This is a genomic window from Cupriavidus campinensis (assembly GCF_905397395.1).
Taxonomy (GTDB): Bacteria; Pseudomonadota; Gammaproteobacteria; order Burkholderiales; family Burkholderiaceae; genus Cupriavidus; species Cupriavidus campinensis.
In genome coordinates this window covers 49,276-65,216 of sequence record NZ_CAJPVH010000030.1, presented here as the reverse complement: position 1 = coordinate 65,216, position 15,941 = coordinate 49,276, and the positions used below count along the sequence as shown (strand labels likewise).

The 15,941-nt window shown below is 67.6% G+C and carries 12 protein-coding genes; 9 read left to right on the top strand and 3 right to left on the bottom strand.

All coding sequences use genetic code 11. The annotated features are described in order from the left end of the window. The 7 genes from KHO18_RS17175 to KHO18_RS17145 form a co-directional block, all read left to right on the top strand. Positions 1 to 687, top strand: a 687-nt coding sequence (locus KHO18_RS17175) for a type II secretion system protein N (protein WP_211943613.1), incomplete at its 5' end; no start/stop codon positions are given. Positions 688 to 733: 46 nt separating this feature from the next. Further along, the gene (gene gspD, locus KHO18_RS17170) at positions 734 to 3,118 is read left to right on the top strand and encodes a type II secretion system secretin GspD (protein WP_211943614.1); all 2,385 of its coding nucleotides are present in this window, start codon (positions 734 to 736) and stop codon (positions 3,116 to 3,118) included. A 105-nt stretch (positions 3,119 to 3,223) separates the two neighbouring features. Next, a complete protein-coding gene (gene gspE, locus KHO18_RS17165; protein ID WP_144202148.1) occupies positions 3,224 to 4,699 on the top strand; it encodes a type II secretion system ATPase GspE in 1,476 nt (491 codons plus the stop codon). Positions 4,700 to 4,715: 16 nt separating this feature from the next. After that, complete coding sequence (gene gspF / locus KHO18_RS17160; protein WP_211943612.1) at positions 4,716 to 5,933, top strand: type II secretion system inner membrane protein GspF; 1,218 nt, start codon at positions 4,716 to 4,718, stop codon at positions 5,931 to 5,933. Between the two features lie 73 nt (positions 5,934 to 6,006). Further along, positions 6,007 to 6,291, top strand: coding sequence for a hypothetical protein (locus tag KHO18_RS17155; RefSeq protein WP_144201992.1), 285 nt, complete (start codon positions 6,007 to 6,009; stop codon positions 6,289 to 6,291). A gap of 214 nt (positions 6,292 to 6,505) precedes the next feature. After that, positions 6,506 to 6,964: a DUF2778 domain-containing protein gene (locus KHO18_RS17150; RefSeq protein WP_211943611.1), complete on the top strand. Its 459-nt coding sequence runs from the start codon at positions 6,506 to 6,508 to the stop codon at positions 6,962 to 6,964. Next, the gene (locus tag KHO18_RS17145; protein ID WP_092300085.1) at positions 6,961 to 7,245 is read left to right on the top strand and encodes a hypothetical protein; all 285 of its coding nucleotides are present in this window, start codon (positions 6,961 to 6,963) and stop codon (positions 7,243 to 7,245) included. The genes KHO18_RS17150 and KHO18_RS17145 overlap by 4 nt, the downstream gene beginning before the upstream one ends. 24 nt (positions 7,246 to 7,269) lie before the next feature. Here KHO18_RS17145 and KHO18_RS17140 read toward each other — a convergent pair whose 3' ends face one another. Further along, the gene (locus tag KHO18_RS17140) at positions 7,270 to 8,607 is read right to left on the bottom strand and encodes an NYN domain-containing protein (RefSeq protein WP_211943610.1); all 1,338 of its coding nucleotides are present in this window, start codon (positions 8,605 to 8,607) and stop codon (positions 7,270 to 7,272) included. Positions 8,608 to 8,887: 280 nt separating this feature from the next. On the opposite strand from KHO18_RS17140, the gene KHO18_RS17135 reads away from it, so the two are divergent. Continuing rightward, positions 8,888 to 12,481: an indolepyruvate ferredoxin oxidoreductase family protein gene (locus KHO18_RS17135; protein WP_144201996.1), complete on the top strand. Its 3,594-nt coding sequence runs from the start codon at positions 8,888 to 8,890 to the stop codon at positions 12,479 to 12,481. A gap of 237 nt (positions 12,482 to 12,718) precedes the next feature. Continuing rightward, a complete protein-coding gene (locus tag KHO18_RS17130) occupies positions 12,719 to 14,194 on the top strand; it encodes a LamG-like jellyroll fold domain-containing protein (protein ID WP_186296964.1) in 1,476 nt (491 codons plus the stop codon). 42 nt (positions 14,195 to 14,236) lie between these two features. Here the strand turns inward: KHO18_RS17130 and KHO18_RS17125 are convergent, their stop codons facing one another. Both KHO18_RS17125 and KHO18_RS17120 read right to left on the bottom strand, forming a co-directional pair. Continuing rightward, complete coding sequence (locus KHO18_RS17125; RefSeq protein ID WP_092300097.1) at positions 14,237 to 15,049, bottom strand: carbohydrate ABC transporter permease; 813 nt, start codon at positions 15,047 to 15,049, stop codon at positions 14,237 to 14,239. Then, entirely contained in the window at positions 15,046 to 15,930 is an 885-nt protein-coding gene (locus KHO18_RS17120) for a carbohydrate ABC transporter permease (protein WP_211943609.1), read from the bottom strand. Before KHO18_RS17120 ends, KHO18_RS17125 begins: the two co-directional genes overlap by 4 nt. Positions 15,931 to 15,941 lie beyond the last annotated feature (11 nt).

The following is a 15,941-nucleotide window of genomic DNA, read 5'->3' as shown; positions in this document are numbered from 1 at the left end:
TGGCTGGCCGAAAGCGTGGCCAGCCGCACGCAGCGCCGGGTACTGCTGGCCGATGCGGCCGGCACGATCTGGCACGGCAGCGCCACGCTGGCGCTGTCCGCCGGCACGGGCAGCCAGACCGCGACGGTCCTGCCGGGCCGGCTCGAATGGAACGTGGCGGGCTGGCCGCTGCTGACCGGCACGCTGCGCGTGGCGCTGGCGCACAGCGAGGCCATGGCGGCCCCGGTGACGCTGGCTGTGACGCCCACCGGCTGGACCGCGCAGGCCGGCGCCATCCGCCTGCCGGCCGCACTGCTGGAAGGTATCGGCGCCCCGTTCAACACGCTGCGGCCGGACGGCCAGATGCGGATCGACTGGTCCGCGCTGCGCGGCCGATTCGGCGACCAGAAGGCCGGCAGCCAGACCTTCGGACACCTGACGTTGCAGTTCGACCAGGTGTCTTCCGCCGTGAGCCGGCTGCGTCCGCTGGGCAGCTATCGTGCCGAAGTGGACCTGGCCGGCGCGGACGGCACGCTGCAACTGAAGACCACGGCCGGACCGCTGTACCTGGAGGGCAGCGGTACCCTGGGCCGGCAGGCGCGCTTCGAGGGCACGGCCCGTACCGACCCCGACGCCGCCACGCAACTGGCAGGGCTGTTGAGCCTGCTGGGTAGACATGAGAACAACGTGACACGGCTGCGCTTCTGAGCCACCACTAGCCCTTGACCCCGAGCGCAGCACGCTTCGAACCATGATGACAACGCACGCACACCACCGCATTCTCCGTACCGCCTGCGCCCGCGCCACCGCGCTGCTGTGCGGCCTGTCCCTGCTGGCCCCGGCCCCGCTGTGGGCCCAGGGCCAGCCGCCGCAGCCCAACGACATCACGCCGCGCACGCAGAACCGCGACCAGGTGGTGCTGAACTTCGTCAACGCCGACCTCGACTCGGTGGTCAAGGCCGTGGGCCAGGCCACGGGCAAGAACTTCGTCATCGATCCGCGCGTGAAGGGCACGGTGAATCTGGTGACGGAGCAGCCGGTGTCGCGCGCGCAGGCACTGGAGACGCTCGGCTCGGTGCTGCGCATGCAGGGCTATGCGATGGTGGAGAGCAACGGCTTCACCAAGGTGGTGCCCGAGGCGGACGCCAAGCTGCAGGGATCGCCCACCGTGATCGGCGCCGGCTCGAGCCGGGGTGACCAGGTCGTCACACAGGTGTTCCGGCTCAACTACGAGTCCGCCAACAACCTCGTGCCGGTGCTGCGCCCGATGATCGCGCCGAACAACACCATCACCGCCTACCCGGCCAACAACACGCTGGTCATTACCGACTACGCCGACAACCTGCGCCGGCTGGCCCGCATCATCGCCGCCGTGGACGCGCCGGCGTCGGGCGAAGTCGAACTGATTCCGCTGAAGAACGCCATCGCCAGCGACGCCGCCGTGATCCTGCAACGGCTGCTCGATCCGTCGGCCTCCGGCGGCGCCGGTGGCGGCGCCGCGCCGGGTGGCGATGCCAGCCTGCGCACCTCGGTGGTGGCCGAGCCGCGTACCAATTCGCTGATGATCCGCGCCTCCAGCCGCGCGCGCGTGCAGCAGGCGCGCCAGCTGATCGAGAAGCTCGACCAGCCCTACGCCCGCCCCGGCAACATCTGGGTGGTGCCGCTCAAGAACGCCGATGCGGTGAAGCTGGCCGCCACGCTGCGCGCCATCGTCGCCGCCGACACCAGCTTCGCCAGCTCCACGCAGCCGGGCGGGACGGCCGGCGCGGGCGCGAACACCGCCACGTCCGGCACGTTCCAGAACCAGGCGTCCACGCAAAGCGGCCAGTACGGCGGCGGGTCGTCCAGCAGCGGCGGCTATGGCCGCTCGGGCTCGTCGGGCTCGGGCTTCGGCGGCGGCGGGTCGAACGCGTTCTCGTCGTCGTTCGCGGTCAACCAGCAGCCGACCACCGGCGGCACGATCCAGGCCGACCCCACCACCAACGCGCTGATCATCACCGCCAGCGAGCCGGTCTACCGCAACCTGCGCGCCGTGATCGAAGACCTCGACGCGCGCCGCGCGCAGGTCTATATCGAGTCGATGATCGTGGAAGTGAGCGCCACGCAGGCCAGCGAACTGGGCATCCAGTGGCAGGGCCTGATCAACTCGGGCGGCAACGCCATCGGCTTCGCCGGCACCAACTTCGGCTCGGGCGGCAAGAACATCATCAACCTGACCGGCGCCATCGCGGCCATCAACAACGACAGCACGGCGGGCATCGCGGCCGCCACGCAGCTGGTGCCGGATATTGGCGGCCTGAACCTGGGCGTGGTCAACAAGGCCATCGGCCTGGGCGCGCTGCTGCGCGCGCTGGGCAGCAACGACAGCGTGAACCTGCTCTCCACGCCGAACCTGATCACGCTGGAGAACGAGGAAGCCAAGATCCTGATCGGCCAGAACATCCCGATCACGACCGGCTCCTACGCCCAGACCGGCAGCTCGGCCTCCGTCACGCCGTTCCAGACCTTCGACCGCAAGGACGTCGGCATCACACTGCGCGTGCGCCCGCAGATCACGGACGGCGGGCTGGTCAAGATGCAGATCTACCAGGAGTCCTCGTCGGTGGTGGCCAACACGGTCAACGCCACGCAGGGCCCGACCACCAACGTGCGCTCGATCGAGACCAACGTGCTGGTGGATGACGGCCAGATCATCGTGCTGGGCGGCCTGATCGAGGACAGCTACGGCGACGGCGTGCAGAAGGTGCCGCTGCTGGGCGACATTCCCTACCTCGGCGCCCTGTTCCGCTACGAGAACAAGAACCGCAAGAAGACCAACCTGCTGGTGTTCCTGCGCCCGTACATCATGCGCACGGCGCAGGCCACGGACCGCCTGACGCAAGACCGCTACGAGTACATCCGCGGCCAGCAGCAGGGCTTTGTCTCGCCTAACATGTTCGTACACGACAAGGACACCCCGGTGCTGCCGCCGGCGGACGCGCCGGGCGCGCCGTTCGTCGATCCGCGCTACAACGGGCCGGTGCAGAGCCCGCTGCCGCTGGACCCGACCGTGCCTGCCGCGCCGTCGCCGGCCCCGCAGGCAGCGCCGCGCCCGATCTCCAAGGGCCCGCAAGCCACCGATACGCCACACGCCGGTTAAAGGCGAACCATGGCCACCGAAACCCTCGACAACACCGCCCCGCCGGCACCGCCGGCACCGTCGGCACCGGCACCTGTACCGGCACCACTCGAGCCGCCCTCGCCGATGGCGGCGCGGCTGGTCTCGTACTCGTTCTCGCGCGAAGCGCCGCTGCTGATCGCCCACCAGCGCCCCGATGGCGTGGAGGTCTGGGTCAGCCGCGCCACGGCGCCGCAGGCGCTGGCCGAGGTGGCCCGCGTGCACGGCGCGCTGCAACTGCGCGTGCTGGAGCCGGACGCGCTGATCGCGGCAATCTCCGATGCCTACAACCGCCAGGACGGCAGCGCCGCCCAGGTGGTGGGCGAGGTGGAGGGCGAAGTCGACCTGTCGCGCCTGATGCAGGACATCCCCGCCGTGGAAGACCTGCTCGAGTCCGAGGACGACGCGCCGATCATCCGCATGATCAACGCCCTGCTGACCCAGGCGGCGCGGGAGCAGGCCTCGGACATCCATATCGAGCCGTTCGAGTCGTCGTCCGTGGTGCGTTTCCGGGTGGATGGCACGCTGCGCGACGTGGTGCGGCCCAAGAAGGCCCTGCACGGCGCGCTGATCTCGCGCATCAAGATCATGGCGCAGCTCGACATCGCCGAGAAACGCCTGCCGCAGGACGGCCGCATCACGCTGCGCGTGGGCGGCCGGCCGGTGGACGTGCGCGTCTCCACGCTGCCCACGGGCCACGGCGAGCGCGCGGTGCTGCGTCTGCTCGACAAGGAAGCCGGCCGGCTGGACCTTGCCAAGCTTGGCATGGCGCCCAATACGCTGGTCGGCTTCGACCATCTCGTGCGCCAGCCGCACGGCATCGTGCTGGTGACCGGGCCGACCGGCTCTGGCAAGACCACCACGCTGTACGCGGCGCTGTCGCGGCTCGATGCGCGCACCACCAACATCATGACGGTGGAAGACCCGATCGAGTACGACCTGGACGGCATCGGCCAGACCCAGGTGAATCCGCGCATCGACATGACCTTCGGCAAGGCCCTGCGCGCGATCCTGCGGCAGGACCCGGACGTGGTGATGATCGGCGAAATCCGCGACCTGGAGACGGCGCAGATCGCCGTGCAGGCCTCGCTGACCGGCCACCTGGTGCTGGCCACGCTGCACACCAACGATTCGGCCTCGGCCGTGACGCGTCTGGTCGACATGGGGATCGAGCCATTCCTGCTGTCGTCATCGCTGCTCGGCGTGCTGGCGCAGCGGTTGGTACGCCGGCTGTGCCCGCACTGCAAGCGCGAGGAAGTGATCGAAGTGACACCCGCCGAGGCCGAGATCCTGCACGCGCAGGGCAAGCCGCTCCAGCGCGTGTGGCACGCCGTGGGCTGCGACAAGTGCGGCCATTCAGGCTATCAGGGCCGGATGGGCGTCTATGAACTGCTGACCGTGGATGCCGACATCCAGACCATGATCCACCGCCAGCAGCCGGAATCCGAGATCAAGCAGGTGGGGCTGGCCAAGGGCATGCACACCATGCGCGCGGACGCCCAGCGCTGGATCGACAGCGGCGCCACGTCGCTCGAAGAAGTGCTGCGCGTGACGCGCGAATAGCCGGGAGCCGCACCGCATGCCCGCCTATCGCTACGAAGCGGCCGACGCCGCCGGCCGCGCCGACCGCGGCGTCATCGAGGCCGACAGCCCCAAGCAGGCGCGCACGCAACTGCGCGCGCGCGGCCTGACGCCGATTACCGTCGATCCGCTGGCCGGCGCCGGGCTGGCGCCACGCACCGGCAGCAGCGTATTGGTGCGCCGGCTCTCCACGCAGGAGCAGGCGCTGTTCACGCGCCAGCTCGCCAGCCTGATCGTCTCCGGCCTGCCGCTGGACGAGGCGCTGGGCGCGCTGGCCGATCAGGCCGAACGCCAGTACGTGCACGAACTGCTGGCCGGCATCCGCGCCGAGGTGATGGGCGGCAGCTCGCTCTCCGTGGCGCTGGCCCAGCATCCGAAGGACTTTCCCGATATCTACCGCGCCCTGGTCTCGGCCGGCGAACATTCCGGCCACCTCGGCGTGGTGCTGGAACGGCTGGCCACCTATATCGAGACGCGCAACCAGCTCACCTCGAAGATCCGGCTGGCCTTCACCTACCCGGCCATCGTCACCGTGGTGGCGTTCGCCATCGTGATCTTCCTGTTGTCGTACGTGGTGCCGCAGGTGGTGAGCGTGTTCGCCAATACGAAGCAGAAACTGCCGACGCTGACCATCGTCATGCTGGCGCTGTCCGATTTCGTGCGGAACTGGTGGTGGGCGGCGCTGGGCGTGATCGCGGTGGCTACGCTGGCCATCCGCAGCGTGCTGCGCCAGCCGGACGTCCGCCTGGCCTGGCACCGCTGGCTGCTGACCGCCCCGCTGGTGGGCAAGCTGATCCGGGGCTACAACACGGCGCGCTTCGCCAGCACGCTGGCCATCCTGGTCTCGGCCGGCGTGCCGATCCTGCGCAGCCTGCAGGCCGCCGGCGAAACGCTGACCAACCTCGCGCTGAAAACCAACGTGGACGACGCCACCACCCGCGTGCGCGAAGGCGCCTCGCTGGCCCGCGCGCTGGCCGCCCAGAACCAGTTCCCGCCGGTGCTGGTCCACCTGATCCGCTCCGGCGAAGCCACCGGCAACCTGCCGATCATGCTGGAACGCGCCGCCATCGGCGAAAGCCAGGAACTGGAACGCCGCACGCTGTTCCTGACCAGCCTGCTGGAACCGCTGCTGATTCTGACGATGGGCGTGGTGGTGCTGCTGATCGTGCTGGCGGTGCTGATGCCGATTATCGAGATCAATCAGCTGGTGCGCTGAGTTTCGAACTCGTACGATGGTCGCGGCGATACGGAGTCGCTAGCCTCGTGGGCTCTACTGCCTGCGAGGTGAAATGACTACGCTTATCCGCTACCTGCTGCTCGGCCTGTGGACCATCGTGGGGACGCTCGGCCTGACCTACGTGTGGTTCCACTGGGTCTCGTTCCTCATCCCATTTCCGGAAGCTTTCTGGGTCTGGATGTTCACCCAGTTCCCTGAGTTCGGGGACTGTGAATCGTCCCACGACCTCGTCATGCTGATCCACCTCGGGCTGTCGTTCGGGGTGGTGGTCATCGGAACCTGGCTGACCCGCAGATGGGTGCTGGCCCGGCGCCGGCGCATGGCCGGACTTCGTTGATGCGCCTGCCCTCTCCCTCGGTCCCTCTCCCACGGGGAGAGGGAAGCACCCCGAAGGCATAGCCACGGCTGGCGGTTAGCTCCCCGCGCCCGCCTGCTCAAGCGCGCAGCCCTCTGATGCGCTGAGTTTCGAACTCGTACGATGTTCGCGCCAAAGTCTGAGGCGTAGCCTCCTTCGTGCTCTCACGGTTGAGAGACTTCGATGGAGAACGAACATGCTCGAATGCACCTTTGAACTGAATGGCAAAGCAATGAGTGCGCTGCGCTGCGGCGCTCTGGCTTTTCCAGCGTTTTCTGGCCTGGATCACCATAAGAATCGACCCGAATTTTCCTGCTATGCAAGTACAGGTCCGATTCCCCGCGGAACCTACTACGTCGTTGATCGGCAATCCGGAGGCATGCTCGGGTCGATCAGAGATTCGCTTCGGAACAAGAACGAATGGTTCGCTCTCTATGCTGTTGACGGCAAGATAGATGACGAAGCCTTCTGCAACGCCATACGGCGCGGCGAATTCCGCCTCCATCCGAAGGGCGGCCAAGGCATCAGCAAAGGGTGCATTACCGTCGAGAGCCACATGGGCTACCACCACCTACGCTCGCTCCTCAAAGCCCAGCGACAACACCCCGTGCCGGGGACGACGCTCAAGGCGTATGGCAGGGTGATCGTCAGATGAAGACCTTGGCTCGGTGGCTATTGTTGGCCGTGTGGACGGTTTTTGCCACGCTCGCGCTAACCTTCGTTTGGCTGCGTTGGCTTGCGGCCATCTTCCCATTCCCGGAGTCGTTCTGGTTCTGGATATTCACCCATGTCCCGGGATTCTGGGACGGCGAAGCTGGCGACGATCTGGAACTCCTGGTCCACCTCGCCTTGTCATTCGTGGCGGTGGTGATCGGAACCTGGCTGGCGCGCAGGTGGATGCTGGACCGGCGTGGGCGAGCGGCCCGGCTTCGTTAAGCCGGCCGCCCTCCCCTCACTACCTTACTCCGCTGCCTTCTTCACCGCCTTCTTGGCCGGCGCGCGCTTGCGCGGGGCGGCTTTCTTTGCGGGAGCTTTCTTGTCGGCGGGCTTCGGGGCTTCCTCGGCGGGGGCCGGGGCGGGCTCGGTGGGTTCCTCGACAACCTGGGCGGACAGCACCGTCGTGCCCGGGGCGGCGAAGACCGACTGGTCGATTGGCCACGGGGTGTCGCTCAGGGCGACTTCCGGACGCTTGGCGCGCTTGCCGCGTGACGAGGCCGGGGGTTCCACGGCTTCCGGGATCAGGGTCGAGGCGGAGCCGGCCGGCTCATCTTCGGACGCCGCCGAGAAGATCGGGGCCGGCTCGGGGATGGCGTCGATCTCGACCACCGGCGCGGGCGTTTCCACCGGCGGCACAGCCTGGGCCACCGTGGTGGCCGGCAGCGGCGGCGGCGACGGACGACGCTCCTGCTGGTTCGACTGGTTTTGCGGCTGGTTTTGCTGCGGGCGTTGCTGCTGGCCGGACTGACCGGACTGACCGGACTGACCGGACTGACCGGACTGCTGGCCAGACTGCTGCCCCGGCTGGCCGCCCTCCCCCCTGGCGCGCTTCTTCAGCCGCACCCAGATGGTCTTGTTGTTCCCGCCGTTGCGCGTCTCCACCTCGAACAGGTTGGTCGACGCCACGAGTTCGGACAGCTTGCCGTACCCATAATTGCGCGAGTCGAATTCCGGCGCCTGCTTGGCGATGTGGTTGCCCATGCCGCCCAGCGTGGACCAGCCGTCTTCGTCGGACACCGCCTGCGCCGCGCTTTGCAGCAGGCGCACCAGCCGCGAGTCCTGGCGCAGTTCCTGGCTGTTGCGGCGGCGCGCCGGGGCCACGGCGCCCTCGGCTTCCACGTCGGTATCGGTGTCCGCGCGCAGCACATCGGAATAGATGAACTTGTCGCACGCCGTCACGAACGGCTTGGGGGTCTTGCGCTCGCCAAAGCCGTAGACGATCAGCCCCTGCTCGCGGATCCGCGAGGCCAGCCGCGTGAAGTCGCTGTCACTGGAGACGATGCAGAACCCGTCGAAGCGGCCCGTGTAGAGCAGGTCCATTGCGTCGATGATCATCGCGCTGTCCGTGGCGTTCTTGCCCACGGTGTAGCGGAACTGCTGGATCGGCTGGATCGAGTGCGACAGCAGTCGCTCCTTCCATCCGGCCAGGTTGGGCTTGGTCCAGTCGCCGTAGATGCGCTTCACGGCGGCCACGCCGTACTTGGCCACTTCGGCCAGCAGGCCTTCCACGATGGCGGGCGCCGCGTTGTCGGCGTCGATCAGCACAGCCAGGGTCGCGCCCTGGCGAGGGGAATTTGTCATGTGTCGATAGGGGGGTTGCGGTGCAGCCGGCGCCGCCCGGAGCGGGCAGCCGCGGCCGCCTGGATGCAACGCAGTGTACACGCTGGAGGCCCGCCCCTACGGGAAATCACGGGGGTAGCTGGCCCGGTTTATGCTGCATAGCAAGGTACCGCGCGCGCTACGCGGGTGCTACCATGCCGCGCAGAGACACGGCCTTCCCACGCCTCCACAAGAGGCCCCGGAAGGTTGCCCACAACTGATGTGTCGGTGATCCCGACAGCATGCCCATAGAGGAGCACTTATGAATGCCCCCCTGACCCCGCCGGTCAGCGACGCCATTCGTCGCGCGCTAGAGAACGTTTCCCTCGAAGACAAGTACACGCTGGAACGTGGCCGCATCTATATCAGCGGCACGCAGGCGTTGGTACGGCTGCCGATGCTGCAGCAGGAACGGGATCGCGCCGCGGGTCTGAACACTGCCGGTTTCATCTCCGGCTATCGCGGGTCGCCGCTCGGCGCACTCGACCAGTCGCTCTGGAAAGCCAAGAAGCATCTTGCAGCGCACAACGTCGTCTTCCAGGCTGGCCTGAACGAAGATCTCGCCGCCACCTCGGTGTGGGGCTCCCAGCAGGTCAACATGTATCCGGATGCCAAGTTCGATGGCGTCTTCGGCATGTGGTACGGCAAGGGCCCGGGCGTGGACCGCACCGGCGACGTCTTCAAGCACGCCAACTCCGCCGGCTCCAGCCAGCACGGCGGCGTGCTGGTGCTAGCCGGCGACGACCATTCGGCCAAGTCCTCCACGCTGGCGCACCAGTCCGAGCACATCTTCAAGGCCTGCGGCCTGCCCGTGCTCTACCCGTCCAACGTCCAGGAATACCTCGACTACGGCCTGCACGGCTGGGCGATGAGCCGCTACTCCGGCCTCTGGGTGGCCATGAAGTGCGTGACCGACGTGGTGGAATCGTCGGCCTCGGTCGAACTGGACCCCCACCGCGTGGAGATCGTGCTGCCCGACGACTTCATCCTGCCGCAGGGCGGCCTGAACATCCGCTGGCCCGACCCGCCGCTGGATCAGGAAGCGCGCCTGCTTGACTACAAGTGGTACGCCGGCCTGGCCTATGTGCGCGCCAACAAGCTCGACCGGATCGAGATCGACTCGCCGCACGCGCGTTTCGGCATCATGACCGCCGGCAAGGCCTACCTCGACACCCGCCAGGCGCTGTCCGACCTCGGCCTCGATAACGAGACCTGCGCGCGGCTGGGCATCCGCCTCTACAAGGTGGGCTGCGTGTGGCCGCTGGAAGCGCACGGCGCGCGCAAGTTCGCCGAGGGGCTGCAGGAGATCCTCGTGGTCGAGGAAAAGCGCCAGATCATGGAATACGCGCTCAAGGAGGAGCTGTACAACTGGCGCGACGACGTGCGCCCCAAGGTGTACGGCAAGTTCGACGAGCGAGACAACGCGGGCGGCGAATGGTCGATCCCGCAGAACAACTGGCTGCTGCCGGCCCACTACGAGCTGTCCCCGGCGATCATCGCCAAGGCCATCGCCACGCGGCTGGAGAAGTTCGATCTGCCGTCCGATGTGCGCGCCCGCATCGCCGCCCGGCTGGCGGTGATCGAGGCCAAGGAGCGCGCGCTGGCCACGCCGCGCGTGACCGCCGAGCGCAAGCCATGGTTCTGCTCCGGTTGTCCGCACAATACGTCAACCAACGTGCCCGAGGGTTCGCGCGCGCTGGCCGGCATCGGCTGCCACTACATGACCGTGTGGATGGACCGCAGCACCAGCACCTTCAGCCAGATGGGCGGCGAAGGCGTGGCCTGGATCGGCCAGGCGCCGTTCGCGGGGGACAAGCACGTGTTCGCCAACCTGGGCGACGGCACCTACTTCCACTCGGGGCTGCTGGCCATCCGCGCGTCGATCGCGGCGGGGGTCAACATCACCTACAAGATCCTCTACAACGACGCCGTGGCGATGACCGGCGGCCAGCCCGTGGACGGCCAGCTCTCGGTGCGCGACATCGCCTGGCAGGTGGCCGCCGAGGGCGCGAAGCAGATCGTCATCGTCACGGACCAGCCCGAGAAGTACAACGGCGCGATCAAGCTGCCGGAAGGGCTGAACGTCTACCATCGGGACCAGCTGGATCGCATCCAGCGTGAACTCCGCGAGGTGCCGGGCTGCACCATCCTGATCTACGACCAGACCTGCGCCACCGAAAAGCGCCGGCGCAGGAAGCGCGGCACCTTCCCCGATCCGGCCCGCCGCGCCTTCATCAACGACGCGGTGTGCGAAGGCTGCGGCGACTGCTCGGTCAAGTCGAACTGCCTGTCGGTGGAGCCGCTCGAGACCGAGCTGGGCACCAAGCGCCAGATCAACCAGTCGTCGTGCAACAAGGACTTCTCGTGCCTGAACGGCTTCTGCCCGTCCTTCGTGACGGCCGAAGGCGCCCAGGTGCGCAAGCCCAAGGCGCAGGGCATGTCGATGGAGAACCTGCCGGCGCTGCCGGAGCCGACCCTGCCGGGGCTCGATCATCCGTTCGGCGTGCTGGTCACGGGCGTGGGCGGCACAGGCGTGGTGACGATTGGCGGCCTGCTCGGCATGGCCGCGCACCTGGAAAACAAGGGCGTGACGGTGCTGGACATGGCCGGGCTGGCGCAGAAGGGTGGCGCGGTCCTCTCCCACGTGCAGATTGCCGCGAAGCCCGATGACCTCCATGCCACGCGCATCGCCATGGGCGAGGCGGATCTGGTCATCGGCTGCGATGCCATCGTCTCCGCCAACGACGAAGTGATCTCGAAGACGCAGGCGGGCCGCACCCGCGCGGTGGTCAACACCGCGCAGACGCCGACCGCCGACTTCATCAAGAATCCGAAGTGGCAGTTCCCGGGGCTGTCGGCAGAGCAGGACATCCGTACCGCCGTGGGCGAGCAGTGCGAGTTCATCAACGCCAGCGCGCTGGCCGTGGCGCTGATCGGCGACGCCATCTACACCAACCCGCTGGTGCTCGGCTTTGCCTGGCAGAAGGGCTGGATTCCGCTGACGCTGCAGGCGCTGGAGCGCGCCATCGAGCTGAACGGCGTGTCGGTGGACAAGAACAAGGCTGCGTTCGACTGGGGCCGCCATATGGCGCACGACCCGGCGCAAGTGCTGGCGCTGACCGGCAAGCTCAAGCCGGCCATGGAAGGCGCGGACGTGGTGAAGCTGCCGACGTCGTCCGGCGCGCTGCTGGAGAAGCTGATTGCAAGCCGCGTGGACCTGCTGACCCAGTACCAGGACGCCGCCTACGCGGCCCGGTACCGCGACGCCGTGCAACGCGTGCGCGCGGCCGAAACCGCCTTGGTGGGCGCCGGCAAGCCGCTGCCGCTGACCGAGGCCGCTGCGCGCAACCTGGCCAAGCTGATGGCCTACAAGGACGAGTACGAGGTAGCGCGGCTCTACACGGACCCGGTGTTCCTCGACAAGCTGCGCGCCCAGTTCGAAGGCGAACCCGGCCGCGACTACCAGCTCAACTTCTGGCTCGCGCCGCCGCTGATGGCCAAGCGCGATGAGAAGGGGCATCTGGTCAAGCGCCGCTTCGGTCCGTCCACCATGACACTGTTCCGCCTGCTCGCCAGGCTGAAGGGCCTGCGCGGCGGCGCGCTCGATATCTTCGGCAAGACCGAGGAACGGCGTACCGAGCGCGCGCTGATCGGCGAGTACCGGGCGCTGCTGGACACGCTGACGCAAGGCTTGTCCGCCGCGAACCATGACACCGCGATTGCGCTGGCGAACCTGCCGGACGACATCCGCGGCTTCGGGCACGTGAAGGAGAACAATCTCAACGCGGTGCGCGGCCGGTGGGCCAAGTTGCTGGCGCAGTTCAAGCATCCGGAGGCGGGGCAGCAAGCCGCCTGAGCGCGCTGAGGTAAGCAGGGGCAGGTGTCGGCAATCGCTGGCACCTGCCCTTTTTTTCGTCTATCAATGTTCAAGTGAATTTTGGCGACTTGCGTATCGCCACAGCAACAGCGTCACGGCGCTGACATGGTCAGCCGGAACAATCCGCATTGCCGCCACCCAGTCGTGCATCAGGCGGCACTTTTCGCAGTTCCATCGCCAATTCCATCGCCATTTCACCTTCAAAGCGAGGTTCGCATGTCGTCCACTACGCTGGTGTTTCGACGTTTCATTCGCGCATGTTCCGGGCTGTTACTGATTGCGGTGTGCTCCCCGGCATTCGCGGGCTACTGGACCGGCGTGTCCCGCAGCCTGCCGGTCTCGCCACTCGGCAACACGGTCGCGCTGTCCTGCCACAACTGCTACGGCACCACCAACGCTGCCACGACCACCCAGGTGTCGATGGCGCTGAACCGGGGGCTCGACCTCGTGGAGTTCGACCTGACCCTGCACGCCGATGGCCAGGTCTATGTCGAGCACAGCGACTCCGAGTCCGCCGTGGGCACCTTCGCCAGCGCCCTGGCCAATACCACGCTGCAACAGAGCGACCGCATGCTGTTCCTCGAAATCAAGGAGGGCTACTCGACGGCTGCCGCCAGCGACACCCTGATGCTCGGCGTGCTGCGCGCGATCCGCGACTGGGGCTATGCCACAGCGGGCCGGCCGGTCATGCTGCGCGCCTTCATGGACGGCAACAATCGCCACCAGCATCTGGTGCGCGCCAAGGCGCTGCTGGCCCAATCCGAATTCGCCAGCATTCGCGACCATGTGCGCTTTCATGCACTGATCGAGAGCGATATCCGCAACCGCATGCGCACGGCCAAGAGCCTGGGCTTCCAGGGCGTGGAACTCGAATACCGGATGGCCAGCCTGTTCGGCGCGATCGATCAGGCCAAGCTGCTCGGCCTCGGCGTGGGCGTCTACACCACGCCGGCCAGCCTCGGCGAGCTGTACCTGTCGGCGCTGCGCGAGGATGTGGACTTCATCACCTCGGACTACGACCGGGGCGCCACGCCGCTGGCCACCTCGGCCCGGGCGCTGATCACCGAAGCCACCTCGCTGTTGCACATGAACACGCTGACGCAGACCGCCTACCCGCTGACATACAGGCGCACGGGCCTGGCGACCTCCACGGTGGCCCAGAGCGGCACCACGCCGACGCTGGAAGTGCTGTCGGTCACGTCCGATGAGGACCGCGTGGGCGGCAGCATGGTGTTTGCCGGTGCGCAGTCGGTGACGACCTGGCAGGCCGACAACGACACCAACGGCGGCTTCCTGGTCAGCGCGGTGGTCAATTTCGACGACCTGACCTCGGGCGCCACCGCCGCGATCCTGGCCAAGAGCGACGCGGGCGGCTTCGCGCTGGAGCAGGCGGGCACGCTGCTGCGCTTCGGCGTCTACGTCAACGGCGGCTACCAGTACGCTACCGTGCCGCTGTCCTCGCTCAATGGCACGGATTCGTACTTCATCGTCGGCGCCTATGACGGCGACGGCGCGGTGCGGCTCTGGGTCAACAACGTGGAGCGCACCCCGTCGGTCTCGGTGACGGGCGGCGTCGGCCTGAACACCAGCCCGATCGTGATCGGCGCCGACCCGCAGGGCGCCACCGACCGCCGCTACTTCTTCAAGGGCAAGGTCCAGCAGGTGATGGTGCAGCGCTGGCGCAACCACTGATCGCGCCCCGGCCCCGCCTCGCGCGGGGCCAGTTTTGCCGGGCTACTTGATGCCGGCGTTCATGAACGACTGCATGAACTGGCGCTGGAACAGCAGGAAGGCGACCAGCAGCGGGCCAATCGACAGCAGCGTGCCGGCGGACAGCACGCCCCAGTCCACACCGGTCTCGGGCGCCGCGAACAGCGCCATGCCCACGGTCACCGGGCGGCTCGCCTCGGTGTTGGTAATCACCAGCGGCCACAGGAAGTTGTTCCAGTGATAGCTGATGGACACCAGCGCATAGGCCAGGTAGGTGGGCCGGGCCAGCGGCACGTACACCTTGAGCAGGATCGCCAGCCGGCCCAGGCCCTCGATGCGCGCCGCGTCCTCCAGCTCCTGCGGCACCATCATGAAGGTCTGGCGCAGCAGGAAGATGCCGAACGCGCTGCCAATGTAGGGCAGCGCCACGCCGAGGTAGTGATCCACCTGCCCGAGGCGCGCCACGCTGACGTAGTTCTCGGTAATCAGCACCTCCGGCATCACCATCAGCTGGAGCATGACGATGGCGAACACCAGCCCCCGGCCCGGGAAGCGCAGCCGCGCCAGCGCATAGCCGGCCAGCGTGCACACCAGGAGCTGGAGTACCAGCAGCAGCGTGACGATGCAGAAGGTGTTGACGAGGTAGCGCGCGAACGGCGCCACGCGCCACGCGGCGGGGAAGTTGCCGAAGCCCCAGCGGGTATCGAAGGACAGGCGCAGCGCATCGCCATCGGGGTGGAACGCCGCCCAGAACATCAGCAGCAGCGGGGCGATCCACAGCAGGCCGGCCAGCCAGCCGGCCACGGGAAGCAACAACCGGGGAGGAGCGATCGTCATCGGTAATGGACCCGCTTGCGGGAGAACCAGAACTGGAGCGCCGAGCACAGGGCCAGCAGCGCCAGCAGCACCAGCGTCAGCGCCGAGGCGTATGAGATGTCCTGGAACTTGAACGCCACTTCATAGAGGTAGTAGAGCAGCAGCGTGCTGGCGTTGTTCGGGCCGCCGCGCGTGAGCACGAACAGGTGATCGACCAGCTTGAACGCGTTGATCAGCGCGTTGACCACCACGAACAGCGTGGTCGGCGCCAGCAGCGGCAGCGTGACCCGCCGCAGCCGATACCAGGCGGACGGCGCCTCGATGCGCGCCGCGTCGCGCTGTTCGGGCGAGATCGACTGGAGCGCGGCGAGGTAGAAGATCATGAAGAAGCCCGCCTCCTTCCAGATGGTGATGACCATCAGCGCGGGCAGCACGGTCTCCACATCGCCCAGCCAGTTGCGGCCAGCAATGCCGACGGCGCCGAGCAGCTGGTTGAACAGGCCGATGTCCGGCGCGTAGAAGAACAGCCAGACATTGGCGGCGGCCACCATCGGCAGGATGGTCGGCGTGAAGAAGGCCAGCCGCAGCAGGCCGCGGCCCGCGAAGCGCTCGTTGACCCAGAGCGCCATCGCCAGCGCCAGCATTACCGAGACCGGCACCGTGACCAGCGCGTACCAGAAGTTGTTGCGCAGCGCCTGCAGGAACACCGGATCGTCCAGCAGCGCGGCGAACTGGTCCGCGCCGCTGAACATCGGATCGACGCCGGGCGCCTGCGTGTGCAGGCTCTCCCAGACGCTGCCCGCGATGGGCCAGTAGGTGAACGCCGCCAGCAGCACCAGCGCCGGCAGCAACATCAGCCACGCATGGACAGCCGGCCTGGAGAAGAAGGATCGGGAAGTCATGGCGTGGCGGA

Coding starts and splice junctions, on each gene's coding strand:
- KHO18_RS17135 (WP_144201996.1), top strand. CDS start 8,888: ATGAATGCCCCCCTGACCCCGCCGGTCAGCGACGCCATTCGTCGCGCG.
- gspD (WP_211943614.1), top strand. CDS start 734: ATGACAACGCACGCACACCACCGCATTCTCCGTACCGCCTGCGCCCGC.
- KHO18_RS17145 (WP_092300085.1), top strand. CDS start 6,961: ATGAAGACCTTGGCTCGGTGGCTATTGTTGGCCGTGTGGACGGTTTTT.
- KHO18_RS17140 (WP_211943610.1), bottom strand. CDS start 8,607: ATGACAAATTCCCCTCGCCAGGGCGCGACCCTGGCTGTGCTGATCGAC.
- KHO18_RS17155 (WP_144201992.1), top strand. CDS start 6,007: ATGACTACGCTTATCCGCTACCTGCTGCTCGGCCTGTGGACCATCGTG.
- gspE (WP_144202148.1), top strand. CDS start 3,224: ATGGCGGCGCGGCTGGTCTCGTACTCGTTCTCGCGCGAAGCGCCGCTG.
- KHO18_RS17125 (WP_092300097.1), bottom strand. CDS start 15,049: ATGACGATCGCTCCTCCCCGGTTGTTGCTTCCCGTGGCCGGCTGGCTG.
- KHO18_RS17120 (WP_211943609.1), bottom strand. CDS start 15,930: ATGACTTCCCGATCCTTCTTCTCCAGGCCGGCTGTCCATGCGTGGCTG.
- KHO18_RS17150 (WP_211943611.1), top strand. CDS start 6,506: ATGCTCGAATGCACCTTTGAACTGAATGGCAAAGCAATGAGTGCGCTG.
- KHO18_RS17130 (WP_186296964.1), top strand. CDS start 12,719: ATGTCGTCCACTACGCTGGTGTTTCGACGTTTCATTCGCGCATGTTCC.
- gspF (WP_211943612.1), top strand. CDS start 4,716: ATGCCCGCCTATCGCTACGAAGCGGCCGACGCCGCCGGCCGCGCCGAC.